This window comes from Paracoccus limosus (assembly GCF_009711185.1).
Classification (GTDB): Bacteria; Pseudomonadota; Alphaproteobacteria; order Rhodobacterales; family Rhodobacteraceae; genus Paracoccus; species Paracoccus limosus.
Map to the genome: position 1 here is coordinate 24,338 of NZ_WMIF01000030.1, position 20,423 is coordinate 44,760.

The 20,423-nt window shown below is 66.9% G+C and carries 17 protein-coding genes; 7 read left to right on the top strand and 10 right to left on the bottom strand.

The window, feature by feature from the left end; all coding sequences use genetic code 11:
* Positions 1–84: 84 nt before the first annotated feature.
* The 8 genes from GL279_RS16370 to GL279_RS16405 all read right to left on the bottom strand — a co-directional run bounded on the left by GL279_RS16370 (position 85) and on the right by GL279_RS16405 (position 10,112).
* Positions 85–2,463: an aldehyde dehydrogenase family protein gene (locus GL279_RS16370; RefSeq protein WP_155065685.1), complete on the bottom strand. Its 2,379-nt coding sequence runs from the start codon at positions 2,461–2,463 to the stop codon at positions 85–87.
* 10 nt (positions 2,464–2,473) lie between these two features.
* Positions 2,474–3,448: a deoxyribose-phosphate aldolase gene (deoC, locus tag GL279_RS16375; RefSeq protein WP_155065686.1), complete on the bottom strand. Its 975-nt coding sequence runs from the start codon at positions 3,446–3,448 to the stop codon at positions 2,474–2,476.
* Positions 3,445–4,392, bottom strand: coding sequence for a ribokinase (rbsK, locus tag GL279_RS16380; RefSeq protein ID WP_155065687.1), 948 nt, complete (start codon positions 4,390–4,392; stop codon positions 3,445–3,447). The genes deoC and rbsK overlap by 4 nt, the downstream gene beginning before the upstream one ends.
* A 3-nt stretch (positions 4,393–4,395) precedes the next feature.
* Complete coding sequence (locus GL279_RS16385; RefSeq protein WP_155065688.1) at positions 4,396–5,490, bottom strand: aldose 1-epimerase family protein; 1,095 nt, start codon at positions 5,488–5,490, stop codon at positions 4,396–4,398.
* Entirely contained in the window at positions 5,487–6,497 is a 1,011-nt protein-coding gene (locus GL279_RS16390; protein WP_155065689.1) for an ABC transporter permease, read from the bottom strand. Before GL279_RS16390 ends, GL279_RS16385 begins: the two co-directional genes overlap by 4 nt.
* A gap of 14 nt (positions 6,498–6,511) precedes the next feature.
* The gene (locus GL279_RS16395; RefSeq protein WP_155065690.1) at positions 6,512–7,492 is read right to left on the bottom strand and encodes an ABC transporter permease; all 981 of its coding nucleotides are present in this window, start codon (positions 7,490–7,492) and stop codon (positions 6,512–6,514) included.
* 7 nt (positions 7,493–7,499) lie between these two features.
* Positions 7,500–8,993 carry a sugar ABC transporter ATP-binding protein gene (locus GL279_RS16400; RefSeq protein ID WP_343039837.1) on the bottom strand — a complete coding sequence of 498 codons (1,494 nt, stop codon included), beginning with the start codon at positions 8,991–8,993 and terminating at the stop codon, positions 7,500–7,502.
* A 72-nt stretch (positions 8,994–9,065) separates the two neighbouring features.
* Positions 9,066–10,112 (bottom strand): autoinducer 2 ABC transporter substrate-binding protein, encoded by a 1,047-nt coding sequence (locus tag GL279_RS16405; protein ID WP_155065691.1) that lies wholly within the window; start codon positions 10,110–10,112, stop codon positions 9,066–9,068.
* A gap of 176 nt (positions 10,113–10,288) precedes the next feature.
* On the opposite strand from GL279_RS16405, the gene GL279_RS16410 reads away from it, so the two are divergent.
* Both GL279_RS16410 and GL279_RS16415 read left to right on the top strand, forming a co-directional pair.
* Complete coding sequence (locus tag GL279_RS16410; protein WP_155065692.1) at positions 10,289–11,011, top strand: DeoR/GlpR family DNA-binding transcription regulator; 723 nt, start codon at positions 10,289–10,291, stop codon at positions 11,009–11,011.
* Positions 11,012–11,279: 268 nt separating this feature from the next.
* A complete protein-coding gene (locus GL279_RS16415; protein ID WP_246175358.1) occupies positions 11,280–12,467 on the top strand; it encodes a Hint domain-containing protein in 1,188 nt (395 codons plus the stop codon).
* 61 nt (positions 12,468–12,528) lie between these two features.
* Here the strand turns inward: GL279_RS16415 and GL279_RS16420 are convergent, their stop codons facing one another.
* Both GL279_RS16420 and GL279_RS16425 read right to left on the bottom strand, forming a co-directional pair.
* Positions 12,529–13,374, bottom strand: coding sequence for a PhzF family phenazine biosynthesis protein (locus GL279_RS16420; RefSeq protein WP_155065694.1), 846 nt, complete (start codon positions 13,372–13,374; stop codon positions 12,529–12,531).
* A gap of 117 nt (positions 13,375–13,491) precedes the next feature.
* Positions 13,492–14,505, bottom strand: coding sequence for an AraC family transcriptional regulator (locus GL279_RS16425; protein ID WP_155065696.1), 1,014 nt, complete (start codon positions 14,503–14,505; stop codon positions 13,492–13,494).
* A gap of 127 nt (positions 14,506–14,632) precedes the next feature.
* Here GL279_RS16425 and GL279_RS16430 point away from each other — a divergent pair, with 127 nt between their 5' ends.
* The 5 genes from GL279_RS16430 to GL279_RS16450 are packed head-to-tail and all read left to right on the top strand — an operon-like array spanning position 14,633 to position 20,166.
* A complete protein-coding gene (locus GL279_RS16430; RefSeq protein ID WP_155065697.1) occupies positions 14,633–16,282 on the top strand; it encodes an AMP-binding protein in 1,650 nt (549 codons plus the stop codon).
* A 9-nt stretch (positions 16,283–16,291) separates the two neighbouring features.
* Positions 16,292–17,059 (top strand): SDR family NAD(P)-dependent oxidoreductase, encoded by a 768-nt coding sequence (locus GL279_RS16435; protein WP_155065699.1) that lies wholly within the window; start codon positions 16,292–16,294, stop codon positions 17,057–17,059.
* A 12-nt stretch (positions 17,060–17,071) separates the two neighbouring features.
* Entirely contained in the window at positions 17,072–18,253 is a 1,182-nt protein-coding gene (locus tag GL279_RS16440; protein WP_155065700.1) for an acetyl-CoA C-acyltransferase, read from the top strand.
* Positions 18,250–19,377 carry an acyl-CoA dehydrogenase family protein gene (locus GL279_RS16445; RefSeq protein WP_155065702.1) on the top strand — a complete coding sequence of 376 codons (1,128 nt, stop codon included), beginning with the start codon at positions 18,250–18,252 and terminating at the stop codon, positions 19,375–19,377. Before GL279_RS16440 ends, GL279_RS16445 begins: the two co-directional genes overlap by 4 nt.
* A gap of 9 nt (positions 19,378–19,386) precedes the next feature.
* Complete coding sequence (locus GL279_RS16450) at positions 19,387–20,166, top strand: enoyl-CoA hydratase-related protein (RefSeq protein WP_155065703.1); 780 nt, start codon at positions 19,387–19,389, stop codon at positions 20,164–20,166.
* The last annotated feature ends 257 nt before the right edge of the window (positions 20,167–20,423 follow it).

Genomic DNA, 20,423 nt, shown 5'->3' on the forward strand with positions numbered 1-20,423 from the left:
GACGACAGGCCCGCGGGTCCGCAGGCGCGCAGGATCGGGGGCCGGTGCATGCGCCGCCCCCCGATCCCGTCCACCCCGCGCCCTTCAGGCGCCGTAGGGCAGCCAGATCGTCTTGACCTGCGTTGCGCGGTCCAGCCAGTTGCGCCCGCTGGCCTGCCGGTCATCGGCCCAGTCCAGCGCAAGGCCGCCATTGGTCCAGACCTGCTTGAGATTGCCGGCCGACAGCGTCTCGACCCTTGCGGCGCCCTCGGCGCTGCCGTGATACCACAGCGCGTCCACGGCATCATGTTCGGCCAGCACCCCGGCCAGGGCATCGCGGTCACCTGCCACCAGATTGACCACCCCGCCGGGCAGGTCCGAGGTGTCGAAAAGCTGGTAAAGCGGCTGCATGATCAGCGCATGTGCCGGTGAGGGCACGGCCACGACCGTATTGCCCACGGCGATCAGCGGCAGAATCAGTGACATCAGCGCCAGCAGCGGCGCCTCGTCCGGGGCGGCGACGCCGACGACGCCCAGCGGCTCGGGCACCGACAGCGTCAAGTGGCGCGGCTTGGCGGCATGGGTGCGGCCGTCGTCCTTGTCGGCCATGCCGGCATAGTAAAAGATCCGCTCCTGCGTCTTGCGCAACTCTCGTGCGGCCTCGCCCGGCGTGGCGCCCATCTGCACCAGTGCTGCGGTCAGATCGCCAGCCCGCGCCGCCAGATTTTCGGCCAGATAGAACAGCACCTGCGCCCGGCCATGGGCATTGGCCGCCCATCCGCCGGCCTTCAGCGCGGCCTCGACCGCATTGCGGATGTCCTTGCGCCCCGAGATCGGGGCAAGGGCCAGCGCCTCGCCCTTGCGGTTGCGCAGCACATAGCTGGCGCCGCCATCGGGGCGGGCCTGCTTGCCGCCGATATGGTTCTTCATCGTGCGGTCGATGATGGCGGGGGCGATGGGCTCGGTCCCGGTATGCGCGGTCAGATCGACAGGCACGATCCGGGCCGCCACACGGCGCTTGGGCGTGGCCGGGCGCAGATAGGCCGACATCCCCTCATGCGCGCCTTCGCGGCCAAAGCCGCTTTCCTTGACCCCGCCAAAGGGGGCGGCAGCGTCAAAGATATTGGTGGCGTTGATCCAGACCACGCCGGCCTTGATCCGCGCGGCAAGCTCGGTCGCGACATTGATGTTTTCCGACCAGACCGAGGCCGCCAGCCCATAGGCGGTGTTATTGGCAAGGCTGACGGCCTCGTCCACGGTGCGGAAGGTGGTGGTCACGGCAATCGGGCCAAAGATCTCGACCTGCGACACGGTGGCGGCGGGTTCGGTATCGGCAAAAAAGCCCGGCGCCACGAAATGCCCCTTGGCGGGCAGCGGGCATGCGGATTGCTCCAGCGCATAGCCCTGTGCCTGCGCGCCGGCCAGCAGGTCGTGGATCCGCGCTTTTTGCCGGGCCGAGACGATGGCCCCCATGTCGGTCGATTTGTCCAAAGGATCGCCCAGCCGGATCTTTTGCATCCGGGCGCGCAGCCGGGTCAGGAAATCCGTGGCGATCCCTTCTTGCAGCAAAAGCCGCGATCCGGCGCAGCAGACCTCGCCCTGATTGAACCAGACGCCTTCGACCACGCCCTCGACGGCGGCATCCAGATCGGCATCGGCGCAGACGACAAAGGGCGACTTGCCGCCCAGTTCCAGCGTCAGCCGCTTGCCCGAACCGGCGGTGGCACGGCGGATTTCGCGGCCGACGGCGGTCGAGCCGGTAAAGGCGACCTTGGCCACATCCGGGTGGCGCACGATCAGCGCCCCGGTTTCGGCACCGCCATGGACGATATTGACCACGCCCTTGGGCAGGCCGATCTCGGCCAGCAGTTCGGCGAATGCGGCGGCGGTCAGCGGCGTCAGATCGGCCGGTTTCAGCACCACCGTATTGCCGGCCGCCAAGGCCGGCGCGATCTTCCATGCCAGCATCAGCAGCGGAAAGTTCCACGGGATCACCTGACCGCAGACGCCCAGCGGCTCGTGATCGGGAAATTCGCTGTGCAGCGCCGCCGCCCAGCCGGCGTGATGATAGAAATGCCGCACCGCCAGCGGGATGTCAGCGGTGCGCGTCTCGCTGATCGGTTTGCCGTTGTCGAGGCTTTCCAGAACGGCAAAGAAGCGCTCGCGCTTTTGCAGCCCGCGGGCGATGGCATAAAGATATTGCGCCCGTTCAAAGCCGCTTAGCTTGGCCCAGCGGGGAAAGGCGGCCTTGGCTGCCGCCACGGCGGCATCGATCTCGGCGGCGCCGGCGGCGGGAATATGGGCCAGCGTTTCGCCCGTGGCAGGGTTTTCGACCGCGATTGAGGCATTTTCGGCCCCGACGAAGGTGCCGGCGACGAAATGCCCCAGCCGGTGGTCGCGCGCGGCAAGCCAGGCTTTGGCATCGCCCGCCGACTCGGGGGCCGGGCCGTAATCCATGCTGTCCATGATGTCCTTGATGCTCATTTCTCGGGCCTCAGCTCAGGGCGTGGTGGGAGGCGGCGGAATAGCGGCCGGTGACATGGTGTTCGAGCTGACGCTCGATATCCAGAAGCAGCGACGAGGCGCCGATGCGGAAAAGGTCGGGCCGCAGCCAGTCGTTGCCCAGTTCCTCTTTCACCAGCGCCAGCCAGTTCATCGCGTCCTTGGCGGTCCGCAACCCGCCGGCGGGCTTGAAGCCGATGCGATAGCCGGTGCGCGCGCCGTAATCGCGCAGCGCCCGCAGCATGACCAGCGACACCGGCAGCGTGGCGTTCTCGGGTTCCTTGCCGGTCGAGGTCTTGATGAAATCGGCCCCCGCCTGCATCGCCACCATCGAGGCGCGATAGACATTGGTCAGCGTGCCAAGCTCGCCGGTGGCAAGGATCGCTTTCATATGTGCCGCACCGCAGGCCGCGCGCATCTGCGCGATCTCGTCGTAAAGCGCGGCCCAGTTGCCCAGCAGCACATGTTCGCGGGTGATGACGATGTCGATTTCCGCCGCGCCCTGTTCGACGGCATAGGCGATCTCGGCAAGACGCAGGGGCAGCGGCGTCAGCCCGGCGGGAAAGCCCGTCGCGACCGAGGCGACCGGGATCCCCGAACCTTCCAGCGCGCGCACGGCATGGGGCACCATCGTCGGATAGACGCAGACTGCCCCGGTGGTCAGGCCGATATCGGCCACGCCCATTGCCGCCAGCAGATCGGGGCGCAGCGGTTGACGCGCCTTTGCGCATAGCCTGTGCACCTTGCCCGGCGTGTCATCGCCCGCCAACGTGGTCAGGTCGATGCATTGGATCGCGCGCAAAAGCCATGCGGCCTGATGGTCCTTCTTGACCGAGCGGCTGGCGGCCACGGTGGCCGCGCGCCGTTCGGCGGCAGAGCGGTTGACCTGCACATCCTCGAACCAGTCGGGGGCAAGGGGCGTGCCGGGGTTGCGGGGGAAGCTGTCTGACATCACGGCGGCTTTCATGCGGTTTGCGGAAGCGCGCGGCAGAAGGCGTCAAAGTCTGCGGCCGTCGCATAGGATTTCTGGGTGCCCCGGCCGGTGACCGAATGGGCGGCATAGCGGGCGGCCCGGTGCAGGGCATGCTCTATATCGCCGGTCGCGGCCAGGAAATGCGCAAACGCCCCGATAAAGGCATCTCCCGCCCCGGTGGTATCGACCGGGCTCACCCGCACCGGCGCCACCGGCAGCACGCGGTCCTGCGTGACCAGCCGCGCGCCGCGCCCGCCCAGCGTCACGATCACCGTGCCGATCCCGCGTGCGATCAGGTGACGGGCGGCGGCCGCGATCTCGGCCTCGGTCCCGGTGGGCAGGCCCGACAGGACCGCAAGCTCGGTCTCGTTCGGGACCAGAAAGCTGAGGTCGCGCAGATCGTCCACCCGCAGCCCGGCCGAGGCGGGGGCCGGGTTCAGAATCGTGCGCACCCCCCATTCGGCGGCGCGGCGCACGGTATGGGCCACGGTTTCGGGCGGCACCTCCATCTGCATCAGGATCAGGTCGGCGGCGCGCAGCATCGGCTCGGCGGCATCGACATCGGCGGGCGACAGATCGGCATTGGCGCCCTTGACGATCAGGATCGAATTCTCGCCCGAGGGTTCGACAAAGATCGGCGCCACGCCCGAGGATCGCCCCTCGACCCGCGTGACATGGCGGGTGTCGATGCCGTGATCGGCAAGGTTGCGGATCGTGTTCTCGCCAAAGATGTCCGAGCCGACCTTGCTGACCATGCCGACCGACGAGCCAAGCTTCGCGGCCGCGACCGCCTGATTGGCGCCCTTGCCGCCGCAGCCGATCTCGAAATCCGGCGCCTCGACGGTTTCGCCGGCGCCGGGCATGCGGGTGATATAGGTCACCAGATCGACCATGTTCGAGCCGACGACCGCAATCCGGCCGGGTTGAGAATGTGTCATGGTTCAGCCCCTGTTCATGGCGTCGATCCGGGCGCGGGCCGGGGCCAGCTCGGCCCCCGACAGAAGGCCCAGCGTCACGGGAAAGCGCGCCGTCTGGCCCGGTGCCAGCAGCCGGACGTGGCCCTTGGCCTTTTCGGCGGCATAGCCTTCGGGTTCGCAGGTGGCCGGCAAGGCAAAGGCCGCGACCTGCGCATCGCCGTCGTTCAGGATCCAGCGCACGCAGAACGGCAGATCCTCGGGGCGCCAGTCGACCGAAAAGCCGGTGCCGTCGGGCAGTTCCATCAGCATCCCGGTCCGGCCCTCTGCATCGGTGCCGGGGGCGCGGATGTAGAACACCTGTTCGGGCGCATAAAGACCGGGCTCGGACAGCACCTCCATCCGGTCGGGGTTGGCCGCCAGATCGTCGAGCAGCGCCAGAAATTCCGCCGAGGGCGTGACATGGCACGGCACGGTCTTGCGGACCTGCGTGCGCTCGGGGGTAAAGGGCGCGGGCTGCACGATCCGCGCCCCGGCGACGAAATCGAAATTCGCGTGCAGCATATACATCAGCTCCATCGGATGGGCCGACAGGTTCTGGACCTGCATCTCGACCTCGATCAGCGCCGATTGCGGCCGCAGCCGCACGCGCGGGCGGGCGATGTAATGCGCACCAAAACCCATGACATATTCGCAGGCCCCGGTCAGGTCGACATAATCGCCCTGCGCGTCGGCGCCAAAGATCAGCCCGGCGCTGTCCATCCGCGCCACCGGCATTTCGCCATGCAGCGGGTGGGTATCGCTTGGTCCCGGCGTGCCGTTGCGCAAGACGCCCGCGTGATAGGCAAAGGCGCCATAGGTCTGCAGAATCGAGGCCCCCGCCCGCGGCGCGACAAAGCCATTGCCCATGGTCAGCCGCCGCCCGTCGAATTCCGCATCCCAGATCATCTGGCCAAGATAGGGCAACAGCACCACCTGCCCGCGCGCATTGGCGATGCGCAGCGCCTCGATCCCGGTGGGATAGCGAAACCCGGTCACCGTGATGGCGCCGGCGCGGGCGATGACCTGCTCGCCCCGGTCCGGGAAGGCCGCAGGCGTCAGCGCAAGCTCGATCGGGGTCATTTCTGCGACCTCAGGTAATTGATGGCAATGACGATGACCAGAAAACCGCCCCATACGGCATCGATCAGGAAATTCGACATCCGCATGATCTGCAGCCCCGAGGACAGCAGCATCAGCGCGACCAGCGCCAGCAGCACCCCGGTCACCCGGCCCTTGCCGCCAGCCGGGTTGGTGCCACCCAGCACCGCGATCAGCACCGCCTGCAACAGATATGAGGCGCCGAAATCCGCCTTGGCCGAATTGGTGCGCCCCGACAGCAGCACGCCCGCGATGGCCGACAGCACCCCGGTCAGCATGTAGCTGTAAAGGATCATCCGCCCCGAGCGGATGCCGGCGAACAGCGCCGCGCGCGGGTTGGTGCCGATCAGCATCAGATTGACCCCCAGCACCGTGCGCGCCAGCAGGATCGCGACCAGCACCGCCACCACGACCAGCACCCAGAGCGGCGTGGCAAGGCCAAGGATCTTGCCGGTGCCGATCCAGGCCCAGGTCTGGGGAAAGCCCACGATCGCAGGACCGCCGGTCAGCACCAGCGCCAGCCCGGCAAAGACCTGCCCGGTGCCCAGCGTCGCAAGGATCGGGATGATCCGCAGCCGCGCGATCAGGATGCCGTTGACCGCCCCCGCCGCCAGCCCGACCAGAAGCGCGATCAGGACAGCGGCGACGGTGTGAAAGACCATGCCGGTTGCGCCTGCCGCCACCGCCTCTTGCACGGCGGGCAGGCGGAAATACAGCCCGGCCACGATGGCCGCCAGATTGGCGATGCCCACCACCGACAGGTCGATGCCGCCGGTCAGCATGGCGATCATCATGGCGATCGACAGGATGCCCAGCTCGGGCATGATGTAAGAGATCGACTCGAAGTTGTAATAGCGCAGGAACTTGTCGGGGTTCAGCGCCGTCATCACCGCAAAGATCAGCAGCGTGATGACGATCAGCTGCGCCACGGCGGCATCGCGGCCCAGCAGGCGCTGGATCAGGGGGCGGGTCGGGGTTTGCGAGGTCATGGCTTGGCCCTTTCTCACGCCAGCTTCTTGCGGTCGCGCCAGGCGGTGATCGCGGTCGCGGCGACGATGATCAGGCCGACGACCACCCGCTGCCATGTCGTGTCCACCTTCAGCAGGATCAGCGAGTTCTTGACCATCACCAGCATGAACACCCCGATCAGCGTGCCCAGAACCGAGCCCCGGCCGCCAAAGATTGACGCGCCGCCCAGCACCACCGCCGCGATCACGTCGAGCTCCAGCCCCTGAAAATCGCGCGGGTTCGCCTGCCAGATCATCGAGGTGTGCAACATGCCGGCAAACCCCGCCAGCATCCCGGCCGTGCAATAGACGAACCAGATGGTGCGGCGGGTGTTGAAACCCGCGCGCCGCGCCGCCTCGGGGTCGGTGCCATAGGCATAGACGGAACGGCCGATCATGGTGTGGCGCAGCATCAGATGCATTGCCAGCCCCAGCCCCAGATAGACCAGCACCATCGCCGTCAGCCCGTAGGTCGCGCCATTGGCGGCTTCGACCGTAACCAGATCATGCTTGCCAAAGGCGATCAGCTCTTTGGGCATCTTGTTGATATTGACGATGGAGCTGCCCAGAAGCCCCAGCAGCAGCCCGCGCGTGATCGAGGCCGTGCCCAGTGTGACGATCAGCGGGATCATGCGGAAACGCTCGATGATCAGGGCGTTGAAGGCACCCAGGACCAGCCCGATCAGCGCCGCCGCGACAAAGGGCAGGAACACCCCGTCGTAATGCAGCGCCACCATCGCGCGCACGACGATATAAAGCGCCGCCACCGCGAAGGCCGGGAAAGACACGTCGATGCCGCCCGAGATCATCACCAAAAGCACGCCAAGCGCCATGATGCCGATCACGACATTCGACTTGGCAAGGCTGAAAAGGTTGTCAAAGCCCCAGAAGGCCGGGTTCACCAGCCCGATCAGCACCATCGCAAGCAAGAGGACGCAGGCGATGGCGAGTTCCGTGGATTGCAGGATCTTGTTCATCGCGGCCTCAGGTCAGCGTCTTCAGGGTGTCGTTGATCCGGGTCTCGGACATGTCCGCCCCGGTCAGCTCGGCCACGAAACGGCCGCGATGCATGACATGGATGCGGTTGCAGTTCGTGACCAGCTCGGGCACGTCATCGGAAATCATCAGGACCGCCAGCCCCTCGCGCAGCGCAAGGTCGCGGATGATGCGGTGGATCGTGGCCTTGGAGCCCACATCCACCCCCACCGTCGGCCCGTTCAGGATCAGCACCCGCGCACCGGTCAGCAGCCAACGGCCCAGCATCACCCGCTGGGCATTGCCGCCCGACAGATGGCCCACCGGCGTCTCGGCCGAGGGCGCGGCGATCTGCATGGCCGAAAACATCGCATCGGTCCGCTGGCGCAGCGCGCTGCGGTCCAGAAACAGCCCGCGCCGCAGCCGGTCCAGAATCGAAACCGTCAGGTTACGTTCGATGGATTGCGGCAGGAACAGCCCCTCGGTCAGCCGGTCCTCGGGGACATAGGCGATGCCAAGGGCGATGGCTTCTTGCACCGAACGCGGATGCACCGGCGCGCCGTTCAGCAGGATCGTGCCGCGCATCGCCGGCTCCATCCCGAACAGCGCGCGGGCAAGCTCGGTCCGGCCCGAGCCGATCAGCCCGGAAATGCCGACGATCTCGCCCGGACGCAGCACCAGATCGACGCCCTCGACCGCGCCGGGCACGCCAAGGCCACGCGTCTCCAGAACCGCAGGGGCTGTGGGCGGCGCCGGGCGATAGGGTTCGTCGGTCAGCTCAAGGCCGGTCATCGCACGGGTGATCGCGGCCTCGTCGAAATCGCGCATCATGCCTTCGGCGACCTTGCGGCCGTTGCGGAACACCGTCAGGCGTTCGGAAATCTCCAGCATCTCGCGCATCTTGTGGCTGACGAACAGCACGGCGATGCCCTGGGCCTGCAGGTCGCGCGTGATGGCGAACAGGGCATCGACCTCGTGCCGGGTCAGCGCGGTGGTCGGCTCGTCCATGATGATCAGCCGCGCCTTGGCCAGAATGGCGCGGGCAATGGCGACGATCTGGCGCCCCGAGGTGGCAAGGCTGCCGACCTCGGCATCGGGGTCGATGGAAACGCCCAGCCGCGACAGGACCTCGCGCGCCATGCGATGGGCGCGCGCCCAGTCCATGTGCCGGCGCCCCTCCAGCAGATAGGTGTTCAGCGCCAGATTTTCCGCCACGGTCAGGTTCGAGAACAGCGAGAAATCCTGATAGATCACCTGAATGCCGTGCCCGACCGCCTTGATCGGATCCAGCCGCCCGACCGGGTGGCCATCGATGCGGATCTCGCCTTCTTCGGGGGTGTAGATGCCCGAGATGACCTTGATGATGGTCGATTTGCCCGAGCCGTTCTCGCCGGCCAGACAATGGATCTCGCCGGGGCGGATCGCCAGCGACACGCCGTCCAGCGCGCGCACGCCGCCAAAGCGTTTGCCGATATTGTTGAGTTCGATCAGATATTCCGACACGGCGCGCCCAGAATGAAATGCCCCCGGCGGGGCGGGTGAAGGGGCAGGATCCCCCTTCGCGACGGGTTGCGATCAGAAGTCGTAATCTGCCATATTGTCCTTGGTCACGCCGACCCAGCCTGCGCCATAAAGCAGGCCCGGATTGGCCGCGTCCGGCGCGGTCAGGTCGGTATAGCCTTGCAGGCCAAGGTTCAGTCCCGGCTTGATCTGGTCCTTCTTGCCTTCCAGCGCGGCGACGGCCAGCATGTTCATCGCATAGCCCGCGACCGCCGGATCCCAGAACTGGATATACTGGATATCGCCGTTCTGCAGATACTCGCCCGCGACCGAGGGCAGGCCGGTGCCGGCAAAGAACACCTTGTCCTTGAGCCCGCCTTCGGCGATCAGCCGCCCTGCCCCGGCCGAGGTCGGCATCGGCCCGCCAAGGATCCCGGTGATGTCGGGATAGGTGGTCATCGCCTCTTTCAGCTTGGTATAGTCGATGGCGGCATCATCGGCGGTTTCCAGACGGTCGCCGACAAGGCTCATCTGCGGATAATGCTCTTTCTGATAGGCGACGGCGCCGTCGATCCATTCCATCTGGCTTTTCGAGGTCAGCGAGCCGACGGTGGCGACGTATTTGCCCTTTTCGCCGGTGTATTTCGCCAGTTCCTTCATCAGATTGGCGCCGTAAGCGAGGTTGTCGAAGGCTTCGAGGTCGTAATCGGTGTTCTTGATGTTCGAGGCTTCATGCGTGATCACCACGATGCCGCGCTCGCGGGCCTTTTGCAGCACCGGCTCGACCGCCTCGACCGAGAAGGGCACGACCGTGATCGCATCCACGCCCTGCGCGATCAGGTTTTCGATCAGTTGCACCTGCGCGGCCGCATCGGCCTGACTGGGCCCGACCATCCAGACATCGTTGCCGGTGTCGTCCTTGAACTGCTCGATGCCGGCGCGCATCCGGTCGAACCAGGCGATGCCATCGACCTTGACCACAGTGGCGATGGTGTATTTCTTGCCATCCTTGGTCGCGATCAGGTCCGAGTTGACTTTCGAGACGTCAACCACCTGCTCGGCCAGCACCGGCGCAGCCAGAAACGACAGCGTCAGCGCAGCTGACGTCAGCAGAATCTTCATCGAATTTCCTCCCCAATGCCCCGCTGCGCGTTCCTCCCCGCGTCGCGGCGCCTTTGCCCATATTGATCGGATCGATTCAATATGATTGCATTCATTCAAAACCGGCGGCATTCCGTCAACTGAAACTTTCCGGGCGGCGGGTCTGGACGGCGGCAGGCAGCAGAACGGGGTGCGGCATGGCAAGACCATCGGGCAAGGCGCAACGGATCGCGGCGCTGGCCGAGCTGTGTCGCAGCGGCGCCATCGTGCATATCGCCGATGCCGCGCGCCATACCGGCGCCTCGCAGATCACCATCCGGCGCGATCTTGACGAGGGGGCCGAGGGGCTGGTCTGCCTTGGCGGCTATGTCATGCTGGCCCTTGAGGGGGCCGAGGGCTATTCGCTGAGCGCCGCGCAGGACCGCGAGGCCGAGGCCAAGCGGGCCGCTGCCGCCGAGGCTGCGGCGCTGATCGAGCCGGGCGACACGGTGTTCATCGACTGCGGCACGACGACGCCGCATCTGGCGGCGCGGATTCCGCAGGAGGCCCATGTCACCGTGGTGACGCAGGCGCTGAATATCGCCGATGCGGTGGCGCGGCTGGCCGGGGTGAACCTGATCCTGCTGGCCGGGATCTATCACCGGGAAACCGGCAGTTTTTCCTCGGACGAGGCGGTGGCGCTGCTGCAAAGGATCAATCTCACCAAAGGCTTCTTTTCCGCCGCAGGTGTCCATGAAACCGAAGGCGTTACCTGTTTCCATTTCCACGAGGTCGAGGTGAAACGGGCGGCTCTGGCGCGCTCGCGCCAGCGCTATCTGCTTTGCGATCCCTCGAAACTGGGCAAGCTGCGCCCGGCGACCTATGCCCGGCTCGATGCCTTTGACCGCTGGATCGGCCGACCCGCCCTGCCCCGGCGATAAAATCCCGCGGCACAGCCTGCACCGGCCGGCGCAATGCGGCCGGATGTTGGCCCAAGACCGCCATGCCACCGAATTTCCGATGCCCCAAGCAGGGTCAGCCGGCGGAATCTGGCGCAAACCGCCGATGCTTCCATGCAGGTCAATTAGATCTTTAGTATAGTTATGTGCTGGCCTATCCTGCCAATATCTCCAAACTATTCCCATGCTCGTGCTGCCACGGGTCTGCGGGCACATAATTATCGAACATATTTAGCCGATCGAGGATATCATGGCGACTTATACCTATCCCGGCTCGCCCACCACCCTGACCCTGACCGGCCGCCAAGCTGATACCATTGTCGGCAATGGTATCCGTGCCGATTCCAGCGTGACGGTCAGCGTCTCCGGTGGTGGTAAGACGTTGACCATGAACGATGCTTTCGTGACGCTGGACGAAACCGGTGGCAACGGGCGGTTCATTCTGAACAACTCGGCGCTGGTCATCGGCGAGGATGCAAAGCCGCGTTATGTCGACTTTGGCACCGGAAACAGCACCGTCCAGCTGCCCGAAAGCGCCTATACTCAGCACGGGATGGACAACACCAGCTTCAGCGGGTTCAAGGCGGGCGACGGTATCTTCGCCCCCGATGGCTATGTGCTTTCGAATATCGTCTATAGTCCCAAGAACAATTCGCTGGTGATCACGATGACCCCCGAGGGCGGCGGCGCCAGCCATGATGTCCACTTCGGTTCGGTAAGCGATGCCGATGGCCACGATTATCCTGCGGGCTTTTTCCAGATCACCGCAGATGGCACCGCCATTGCCCATGGCCCGATCGTCGGGCCGGTGATCTGCTTTGCCCGCGGCACCCTGATCCAGACGCCAGACGGTCCGCGCGCCATCGAGGATCTGCACCCCGGCGATCTGGTGCTGACGCTGGATCATGGCGCGCAGCCGCTGCGCTGGATCGGCGCGATCCGCGTCGGTGCGACATGGCTGGCGTTGGCGCCCCGGCTGCGGCCAATCCGTATCCGCGCCGGCGCTTTGGGTGCGGGCTTGCCGGCGACCGATCTGGTCGTCTCGCCCCAGCACCGCGTTCTGGTGCGGTCGGCCATCGCGCAGCGCATGTTCGGCGCGACCGAGGTGCTGGTCGCGGCCAAGCAGCTTGTGCAGATCGACGGTATCGACATCGCCACCGACCTGCCCGAGGTGGAATATTTCCACCTGCTCTTTGACCGGCACGAGGTGGTGATCGCCAATGGCGCCCCGACCGAGACGCTGTTCACCGGCCCCCGAGGCGCTGAAGGCTGTCAGCCCCGCCGCGCGCGAGGAAATCCTGACGCTGTTCCCGGAACTGGCCTCGCCCGAGCATATACCGGCCTCGGCGCGGCTGCTGCCCTCGGGGCGCATGGGGCGCAAGCTGGCCTCGCGGCATTTGAAAAAGCGTCGGCCGCTGGTCGATGCCCGGCTGAGTGAAGGTGCGACTGAGAAATAATCTATTGTAGTTAGATGATTGCGATATATTCCTCACCTGGTTTCACAGGTTCAGGACTTGCCCCGCGACATGGCTGCGTGTCGCGCCGCCGACCCAGATCTGGCCGGCGGGATCGCGCGACAGGTGGATGCGGCCAAGGCGGCCCAGACGCGTGCCTTGGGCGGCGACATAATCATCGGTGACAAGGCCGGTCGCATACAGCCATTGCGCGACCGAGGCATTCAGGCTGCCGGTCACCGGGTCCTCGACGATGCCGCCCTGTGGATCGCTGAAAAAGGCGCGCAGCTCGAACGCGGTTTCGCTGCCCGGCGCACAGGGTCCGACCACGCCCACGTCGATGCGCCCGGTCCAGCTGCGCAGCGGCTCCAGCGCCAGCACCCTTTCGGCCGAAGCCAGACGGATTCCCAGCCAGCCTGGGCCGTTGTCGATCCAAGCGGCATCCATGATCTCGCCCGGCTCGATCTGCAACAGGCGCTGCGCTGCGTCCAGTTCCTGCGGCGTGGGAGCGCCCGAGCGGATCAGTGGCGGCGCGGCAAAGGCCAACCCGCCGGGCGTGCGGCGGATTGGCACCAGCCCGGCGCCGCAGTCCTGGACGATCTCGGTCGCGTTCCGGGGCTGACCGCCGGCCGTCAGCCATGCGTGACAGCTGCCCAGCGTGGGATGGCCGGCAAAGGGCATCTCGCGGTCCAGCGTAAAGATCCTGACCCGGTAATCGGCGCGCGGATCGCGGGGCGGCAGCAGAAAGGCAGTCTCGGACAGGTTGAACCAGCGCGTCAGCTGCTGCATCCGCTCGGTGGACATCTCCTCGGCTCCAAGGATGACCGCCAGCGGATTGCCCGACAGCGGCGCGGCGCCAAAGACATCGACCATCTGAAGGGCAAGGGGCATGGGATTTTCCTGTGGTGCGGGGCGACCGATGGCGTGATCTTTCCGCGCTTCACGCCCGCGCCGCAAGGTGGCGCTGCCTGCGGCGCGGATCGACATGACCCGGTTGCTGGCCGGGCTTTAGCGCGCGCCACCTGCAACCTTGGCCCCGTCCCTGGCCTCGCGGCGAAAGGCGGCCGGGGTGGTGCCGATATGTTTCAGGAAGGCGCGGTGAAAGGCGCTGGGTTCGCCATAGCCCAGCCGCTCGGCGATCTCGGCCACGCTGAGCCCGGTGTCGCGCAGCAATTGCCGCGCGCCCTGCAACCGGATCTCGGCCCGGATCGCGGCATAGCCCTGCCCCTCGGCGCGCAGGCGGCGGCGCAGCGTGGCGGGTGACAGCCGCAGATCGGCGGCGAGCCGGTCGAAATCGGGCCAGTCGCGCGGCGCCATCGCCTGCAGCCGCGACCGGATGCGCGCCGTCAGCCCCTGATCGTGGCGATAGCGGATCAGGATATTGGCCGGCGCACCGCGCAGGAAGCCTTGCAGCGCGGTTTCCTGACGGATGATCGGCAAGGCCAGATAGCTTGCGGCAAAGGTCAGCCGGCTGGCGGGCTGGTCGAAATGCACCGGCGCGCCGAAGAACTGGCGATAATCGGCGCGGTCGACCGGCGCCGCGCAGGCGAAATCGACCCGCATCAGGGCGATGCGCCGCCCGATCAGCCAGCACATCAGCCCCAGCAGCAGCAGCCAATAGGTGCGATAGGCAAAGGCCCGGCGCGGTGCGGCGCGGTCGCTCAGCCGGATCTCGGCCAGCCCGTCCTGCACGCTTAGCGTGCCGGTGGGATCGTCCAGCAGCACGCCCAGAAACAGCAGCGCCCGGCGCAGGGCGTTTTCCAGCGTGCCGGCATGGACCGTCGCCTGACACATCAGCTTGAAGCTGCCGGGCCGCATCGGGCGCGCGCCTTCGGCAAAGAACTCGTCGCCGACGGCTTCGGCGATGGCCAGCCACAGCCTGCCATATTTCAGGTTCGACACCGGCTGGCTGCGGTCGTGGATGCCCGCCTGCGCCAGCAGGGGCGCGGGGTCGATGCGCCGCCGCCACAGGCATCCCAGCGCGTCCTCGACGAAGCCGGGCGAGATCATGCGCCGTTCCATGCGCGACCTTTCTCGCAAAACCGATCAAATTATCTGTCCGAGAATGTCATTGTTTGCAATGCCTCCTGCGCTAAGCTGATCGGGAACTCGGAGGAACCGCATCGCGGTGAGTGGGAGGATCAGCATGATGTCCAAGGAACCGGGCCGGGACAGGCCGGGCTATGAACAGGCCGTGGCACGCTTCAGCATCGAGGCGGCCATGGCAGCCCTGCAGGGCGATCTGGCAGAAGGCGTCAACGCCTGCGTCGAATGTTGCGACCGGCATTGCGGCACCGACCGCGTGGCGCTGCGCTGCGTTTCGGCCGAAGGCGCCGAACGCAGCTATACGTTCGAGGAGCTGCGCGAGCTGTCGGCGCGCACCGCGAATCTCTTGCGCGACAAGGGCATCAAGCCGGGCGATGTGGTGGCGGGGCTTTTGCCGCGCACGGTCGAACTGGTCGCGGTCATTCTGGGCGCATGGCGGCTGGGGGCGGTCTATCAGCCGCTGTTCACCGCCTTTGGTCCCAAGGCGATCGAGCACCGGCTGAAGACCAGCGGCGCCAAGATGGTGGTGACCAATACCACCCAGAGGCCCAAGCTGGACGAGATCCCCGATTGCCCGCTGATGGCGACGGTGGGCGACGGCGTGCCGGCCAGCGACGTGGATTTCCGCGCCGGTGTGGCTGCCGCCTCGGATGCGTTCGAGCCGGTGATGCGGCGGGGCGACGATCTGTTCATGATGATGTCCACCTCGGGCACCACGGGCCTGCCCAAGGGTGTGCCGGTGCCGCTGCGCGCGCTGCTGGCCTTTGGCGCCTATATGCGCGACGCCATCGACCTGCGCGACGGCGATGTGTTCTGGAACATCGCCGATCCGGGCTGGGCTTACGGGCTTTACTATGCGCTGACCGGGCCGCTGCTGCTGGGTCAGGCGACGATCATCTACGAGGGCGGCTTCACCGCCGCCTCAACCTTCGATCTGATCGCGCGGCTGGGGGTGACCAACCTTGCCGGCTCGCCCACCGCTTTCCGGCTGCTGATCGCGGCGGGCCCCGAGGCCGCCGCCGGCGTCAAGGGCCGGCTGCGCGTGGTCAGTTCCGCCGGCGAGCCCCTGAACCCCGAAATCATCCGCTGGTTCGAGCAGAATCTGGCCGCGCCCATCCATGACCATTACGGCCAGACCGAAATGGGCATGTGCGTGAACAACCACCACGGGCTGGACCATCCGGTGCGGCCGGGCTCGGCGGGGCTGGCGATGCCGGGTTATCGCGTCGTGGTGCTGGACGAGGCCGGGCGCGAACTGGGTCCGAACCAGCCCGGCATCCTTGCCATCGACCTGCAGCAATCGCCGCTGATGTGGTTTTCGGGCTATCTGCATAAGCCTCCGCTTTCGGGGCGCTATTATTCCACCGGCGATTCCGTCGAATTCGAGCCGGACGGTTCGATCAGCTTCATCGGCCGGGCCGATGACGTGATCACCAGCTCGGGCTATCGCATCGGGCCCTTCGACGTGGAAAGCGCGCTGATCGAGCATCCGGCGGTGGTCGAGGCGGCGGTGGTCGGCGTGCCCGACCCCGAGCGGACCGAGATCGTCAAGGCCTTCGTCATCCTTGCCAAAGGGGCCACGGGCAGCGAGGCGCTGCGCGAGGAATTGCAGGCCCATGTCAAGCGCCGGCTGTCGGCACATGCCTGGCCCAAGCTTCTGGATTTCGTCGAGGAGCTGCCCAAGACGCCCAGCGGCAAGATCCAGCGTTTCCTGTTGCGCAAGGCCGAGGTCGAGAAACAGGCCCAAGGGTAAGGACGGAACATGGATATTCGGGACAAGGTGGTTCTGGTCACCGGCGCGGGCTCGGGCCTTGGGGCGGCGGTGGCGCGGATGGCGGTTGCGGCAGGGGCGCGGGTCGCGGCTCTGGACGTGAATGCCGGCGCCGGGGCGGCCATCGTGGCGGAACTGGGCACGGCGGCGCGCTTTCTGCGCGCCGATGTGACCAGCGCCGACGAGGGCGCGGCGGCGGTCGCGGCCACGGTCGAGGCCTTTGGCCGGCTGGATGTGGCGGTCAGCTGCGCCGGCATCGCACCGGGCGAAAGGATCGTCGGCCGCGATGGTCCGCAGCCGCTGGAAAGCTTTGCCCGCGCCGTCCAGATCAACCTGATCGGCACCTTCAACATCCTGCGGCTGGCCGCCGATGCCATGGCGAAAAACACGCCGGACGCGGGCGGCGAGCGTGGGGTGATCATCAACACCGCCTCGATCGCGGCTTTCGACGGGCAGATCGGTCAGGCGGCCTATGCCGCCTCAAAGGGCGGCGTCGCGGCGCTGACCCTGCCCGCCGCGCGCGAACTGGCCCGGCACGGCATCCGCGTCGTCGCCATCGCACCGGGCATCTTTGCCACGCCGATGATGGCCGGCATGGCCCCTGAGGTGCAGGACAGTCTGGGCCGCACGGTGCCCTTCCCCTCGCGGTTGGGCGATCCGGCGGAATATGCCGGGCTGGTGCGCCATATCGTCGAAAACGCCTATCTGAACGGCGAGGTCATCCGGCTGGATGGCGCGCTGCGCATGGCACCGAAATAAGGAGATGCGGAGATGAGCACCGATCCGACTGTCATCACCGGCGCCGCCCGCACGCCCATGGGGGCGTTTCAGGGCGATCTGGCCGAACTGGCCGCCGCCGATCTGGGCGCGGCCGCGATCCGGGCGGCGCTGACGGGGCTGGACCCGCAGGCGGTAGACGAGATCCTGATGGGCTGTGTGTTGCCCGCGGGGCAAGGTCAGGCCCCGGCACGGCAGGCGGCGCTGATCGCCGGTCTGCCGCTGGCGGCCGGCGCCACGACCGTCAACAAGATGTGCGGCTCGGGCATGAAGGCCGCGATGCTGGGCCATGACCTGATCCTTGCCGGATCGGCGGATGTGGTGGTCGCGGGCGGCATGGAGAGCATGTCGAACGCGCCCTATCTTTTGCCCAAGGCGCGGGCGGGCTACCGCATGGGCCACGGTCAGGTTCTGGATCACATGTTCCTGGACGGGCTGGAAGACGCCTATGACAGGGGCCGCCTGATGGGCACCTTCGCCGAGGATTGCGCCGAGAGCTATGGCTTTAGCCGCGACGAACAGGACGCATTCGCCATCGCCTCGCTGAGCCGCGCGCAGGCGGCCATCGCCGAGGGGCGCTTTGCCGCCGAGATCGCGCCGGTCACCATCGAGGGCCGCACGGGCACCCGGATCGTCACCACCGACGAGTCGCCGGGCAAGGCGCGGCTGGACAAGATCCCGACCCTGAAGCCCGCCTTCCGCAAGGGCGGCACGGTGACGGCGGCGAACTCCAGCTCGATCTCGGACGGGGCGGCGGCGCTGGTGCTGATGCGGCAATCGCAGGCCGAACGCCACGGGCTGGTGCCGCGGGCGCGCATCATCGGGCATGCGACATTTGCCGATGCGCCGAACCTGTTCCCGACCGCCCCCATCGGCGCGGTGCGGCGACTGCTGCAGCGGACCGGCACCACGCTTGGCGATTACGATCTTTTCGAGGTGAACGAGGCCTTTGCCGTCGTCGCCATGGCGGCGATGCGCGACCTTGGCCTTGCGCATGATATGGTGAACGTGAACGGCGGCGCCTGCGCGCTTGGCCATCCGATCGGCGCCTCGGGCGCGCGGGTGCTGGTCACGCTGCTGGCGGCGCTGGAAAACCGGGGACAAAGGCACGGCATCGCCACCCTCTGCATCGGCGGGGGCGAGGCGACGGCCATGGCAATCGAGGTGCTGGCATGATGTTGACCGAAGAACAGGAACAGATCCGCGAGGCCGCCCGCGCCTTTGCCGAGGAGCGTCTGGCCCCCGGGGCCGCCGAGCGTGACCGCGACAGCCGCTTTCCCCGCGCCGAGCTGACCGAGATGGGCGAGCTGGGCTTCTTGGGCATGCTGGTCCCCGAGGCGCATGGCGGCTCAGAGACCGGGATCGTGGCCTATGCGCTGGCGCTGGAGGAGATCGCCGCGGCCGATGGCGCTTGCAGCACCATCATGTCGGTGCACAGCTCGGTCGGCTGCGTGCCGATCCTGCGCTATGGCAGTGACGATCAGAAGGCGCGGTTCCTGCCGAAGCTTGCCTCGGGCGAATGGATCGGCGGCTTTGCCCTGACCGAGCCGCAGGCGGGTTCGGACGCCTCGAACCTGCGCACGCGGGCGCGGCGCGACGGCGGGGATTATGTCATCGACGGTGCCAAGCAGTTTATCACCTCGGGCCAGAACGGCAAGGTGATGATCGTCTTTGCCGTGACCGATCCGGCAGCGGGGAAAAAGGGCATCTCGGCCTTTATCGTGCCGACCGACACGCCCGGCTATGAGGTGATGCGGGTCGAGGAAAAGTTGGGGCTGCACAGTTCCGACACCTGCGCGCTGGCCTTTACCGGGATGCGGGTGCCCGCCGAAAACCTGCTGGGCGCCGAGGGCGAGGGCTACCGGATTGCGCTCTCGAACCTTGAAGGCGGGCGCATTGGCATTGCCGCGCAGGCCGTCGGCATGGCGCGCGGCGCCTATCAGGCGGCCTTGGCCTATGCGCGCGACCGCATCACCTTTGGCAAGCCCATCGCAGAACATCAGGCCATCGGCTTCACGCTGGCCGATATGGCGGTCCAGATCGACGCCGCCCGGCTGCTGGTGCTGCGCGCCGCAGAGTTGCGCGAGGCCGGCAAGCCCTGCCTGACCGAAGCCAGCATGGCCAAGCTTTTCGCCTCGGAAATGGCCGAGAAGGTCTGCTCGGCAGCGATCCAGATCCATGGCGGCTATGGCTACCTGTCCGACTACCCGGTCGAACGCATCTATCGCGACGTGCGGGTGACGCAGATCTACGAGGGCACCAGCGAGGTCCAGCGCCTCGTCATCGCCCGCAATCTCTGAGGTGAACCCATGTCAGACCTGATCCAGATCACGCGTGAGGGCCGCGTGGCCCTGATCCGCCTGAACCGGCCCGAGGCGCTGAACGCCCTGAACTCGGCCTTGGCCGAACAGCTGACGGCGGCGGCGCTGGCGCTTGACGCCGACAAGGGGATCGGCGCCATCGTCATCACCGGCTCGGACCGCGCCTTTGCCGCCGGCGCCGATATTTCGGAAATGACCGAAAAGACCGCCGAAGACATGGTCGAGGCCGATTTCTTTGCCACATGGGACCGGTTCGCGGCGACGCGCACGCCCAAGATCGCGGCGGTGAACGGCTATGCCTTGGGCGGCGGCTGCGAGCTGATGATGATGTGCGATTTCGCCATCGCCGGCGAGGGCGCCAAATTCGGCCAGCCCGAGGTCAAACTGGGCGTGATCGCCGGCATGGGCGGCACGCAGCGCATGACCCGGCTGATCGGGCGGGCGCTGTCGATGGACCTGCATCTGACCGGCCGGATGATGGATGCGGCCGAGGCGCTGCGCGCCGGGCTGGTGGCCCGCGTGGTGCCCGATGATCGCGTCCTGCCCGAGGCGATGGCCGCCGCCACCCAGATCGCCGGCTATTCGCGCCCCGCAACCCGCCTCGCGCGCGAGGCGGTAATGCGCGCCGAAGAGCTGTCGCTGGCCGAGGGCGTGGCCTGGGAGCGGCGGCTGTTCCACCGCCTCTTCGGCACCGCCGACCAGCGCGAGGGCATGCGGGCCTTTGTCGAAAAACGCAAACCGAACTTCCATGACAAACCAAAGGATTAGATGACACCGCCCCGATGGCGGGTGCCCGACCCCGGATGCTTCTTTCGTGCCCAAATATCCCGGGGGACGCTTTCCGACCCCCGTCGAGGGGGGCGGAAAACGGGGGGCAGAGCCCCCGGCAACGCCCGCCATTCGCGCCCTACCCCCCCGGCTTTTTCTGCTTCAGAGGATAGAATGACCGCTATGCTGAATTTGTCTGGCCGCCTCGGATGAGCGGGGTTTCGATCCGCCGCGACCGCCGTGCCGGGCGCATCACC

Excerpts from the sequence above, each read along its gene's own strand:
- GL279_RS16370 (WP_155065685.1), bottom strand. The coding sequence starts at position 2,463 with ATGAGCATCAAGGACATCATGGACAGCATGGATTACGGCCCGGCCCCC.
- deoC (WP_155065686.1), bottom strand. The coding sequence starts at position 3,448 with ATGAAAGCCGCCGTGATGTCAGACAGCTTCCCCCGCAACCCCGGCACG.
- rbsK (WP_155065687.1), bottom strand. The coding sequence starts at position 4,392 with ATGACACATTCTCAACCCGGCCGGATTGCGGTCGTCGGCTCGAACATG.
- GL279_RS16385 (WP_155065688.1), bottom strand. The coding sequence starts at position 5,490 with ATGACCCCGATCGAGCTTGCGCTGACGCCTGCGGCCTTCCCGGACCGG.
- GL279_RS16390 (WP_155065689.1), bottom strand. The coding sequence starts at position 6,497 with ATGACCTCGCAAACCCCGACCCGCCCCCTGATCCAGCGCCTGCTGGGC.
- GL279_RS16395 (WP_155065690.1), bottom strand. The coding sequence starts at position 7,492 with ATGAACAAGATCCTGCAATCCACGGAACTCGCCATCGCCTGCGTCCTC.
- GL279_RS16405 (WP_155065691.1), bottom strand. The coding sequence starts at position 10,112 with ATGAAGATTCTGCTGACGTCAGCTGCGCTGACGCTGTCGTTTCTGGCT.
- GL279_RS16410 (WP_155065692.1), top strand. The coding sequence starts at position 10,289 with ATGGCAAGACCATCGGGCAAGGCGCAACGGATCGCGGCGCTGGCCGAG.
- GL279_RS16415 (WP_246175358.1), top strand. The coding sequence starts at position 11,280 with ATGGCGACTTATACCTATCCCGGCTCGCCCACCACCCTGACCCTGACC.
- GL279_RS16420 (WP_155065694.1), bottom strand. The coding sequence starts at position 13,374 with ATGCCCCTTGCCCTTCAGATGGTCGATGTCTTTGGCGCCGCGCCGCTG.
- GL279_RS16425 (WP_155065696.1), bottom strand. The coding sequence starts at position 14,505 with ATGGAACGGCGCATGATCTCGCCCGGCTTCGTCGAGGACGCGCTGGGA.
- GL279_RS16430 (WP_155065697.1), top strand. The coding sequence starts at position 14,633 with ATGTCCAAGGAACCGGGCCGGGACAGGCCGGGCTATGAACAGGCCGTG.
- GL279_RS16435 (WP_155065699.1), top strand. The coding sequence starts at position 16,292 with ATGGATATTCGGGACAAGGTGGTTCTGGTCACCGGCGCGGGCTCGGGC.
- GL279_RS16440 (WP_155065700.1), top strand. The coding sequence starts at position 17,072 with ATGAGCACCGATCCGACTGTCATCACCGGCGCCGCCCGCACGCCCATG.
- GL279_RS16445 (WP_155065702.1), top strand. The coding sequence starts at position 18,250 with ATGATGTTGACCGAAGAACAGGAACAGATCCGCGAGGCCGCCCGCGCC.
- GL279_RS16450 (WP_155065703.1), top strand. The coding sequence starts at position 19,387 with ATGTCAGACCTGATCCAGATCACGCGTGAGGGCCGCGTGGCCCTGATC.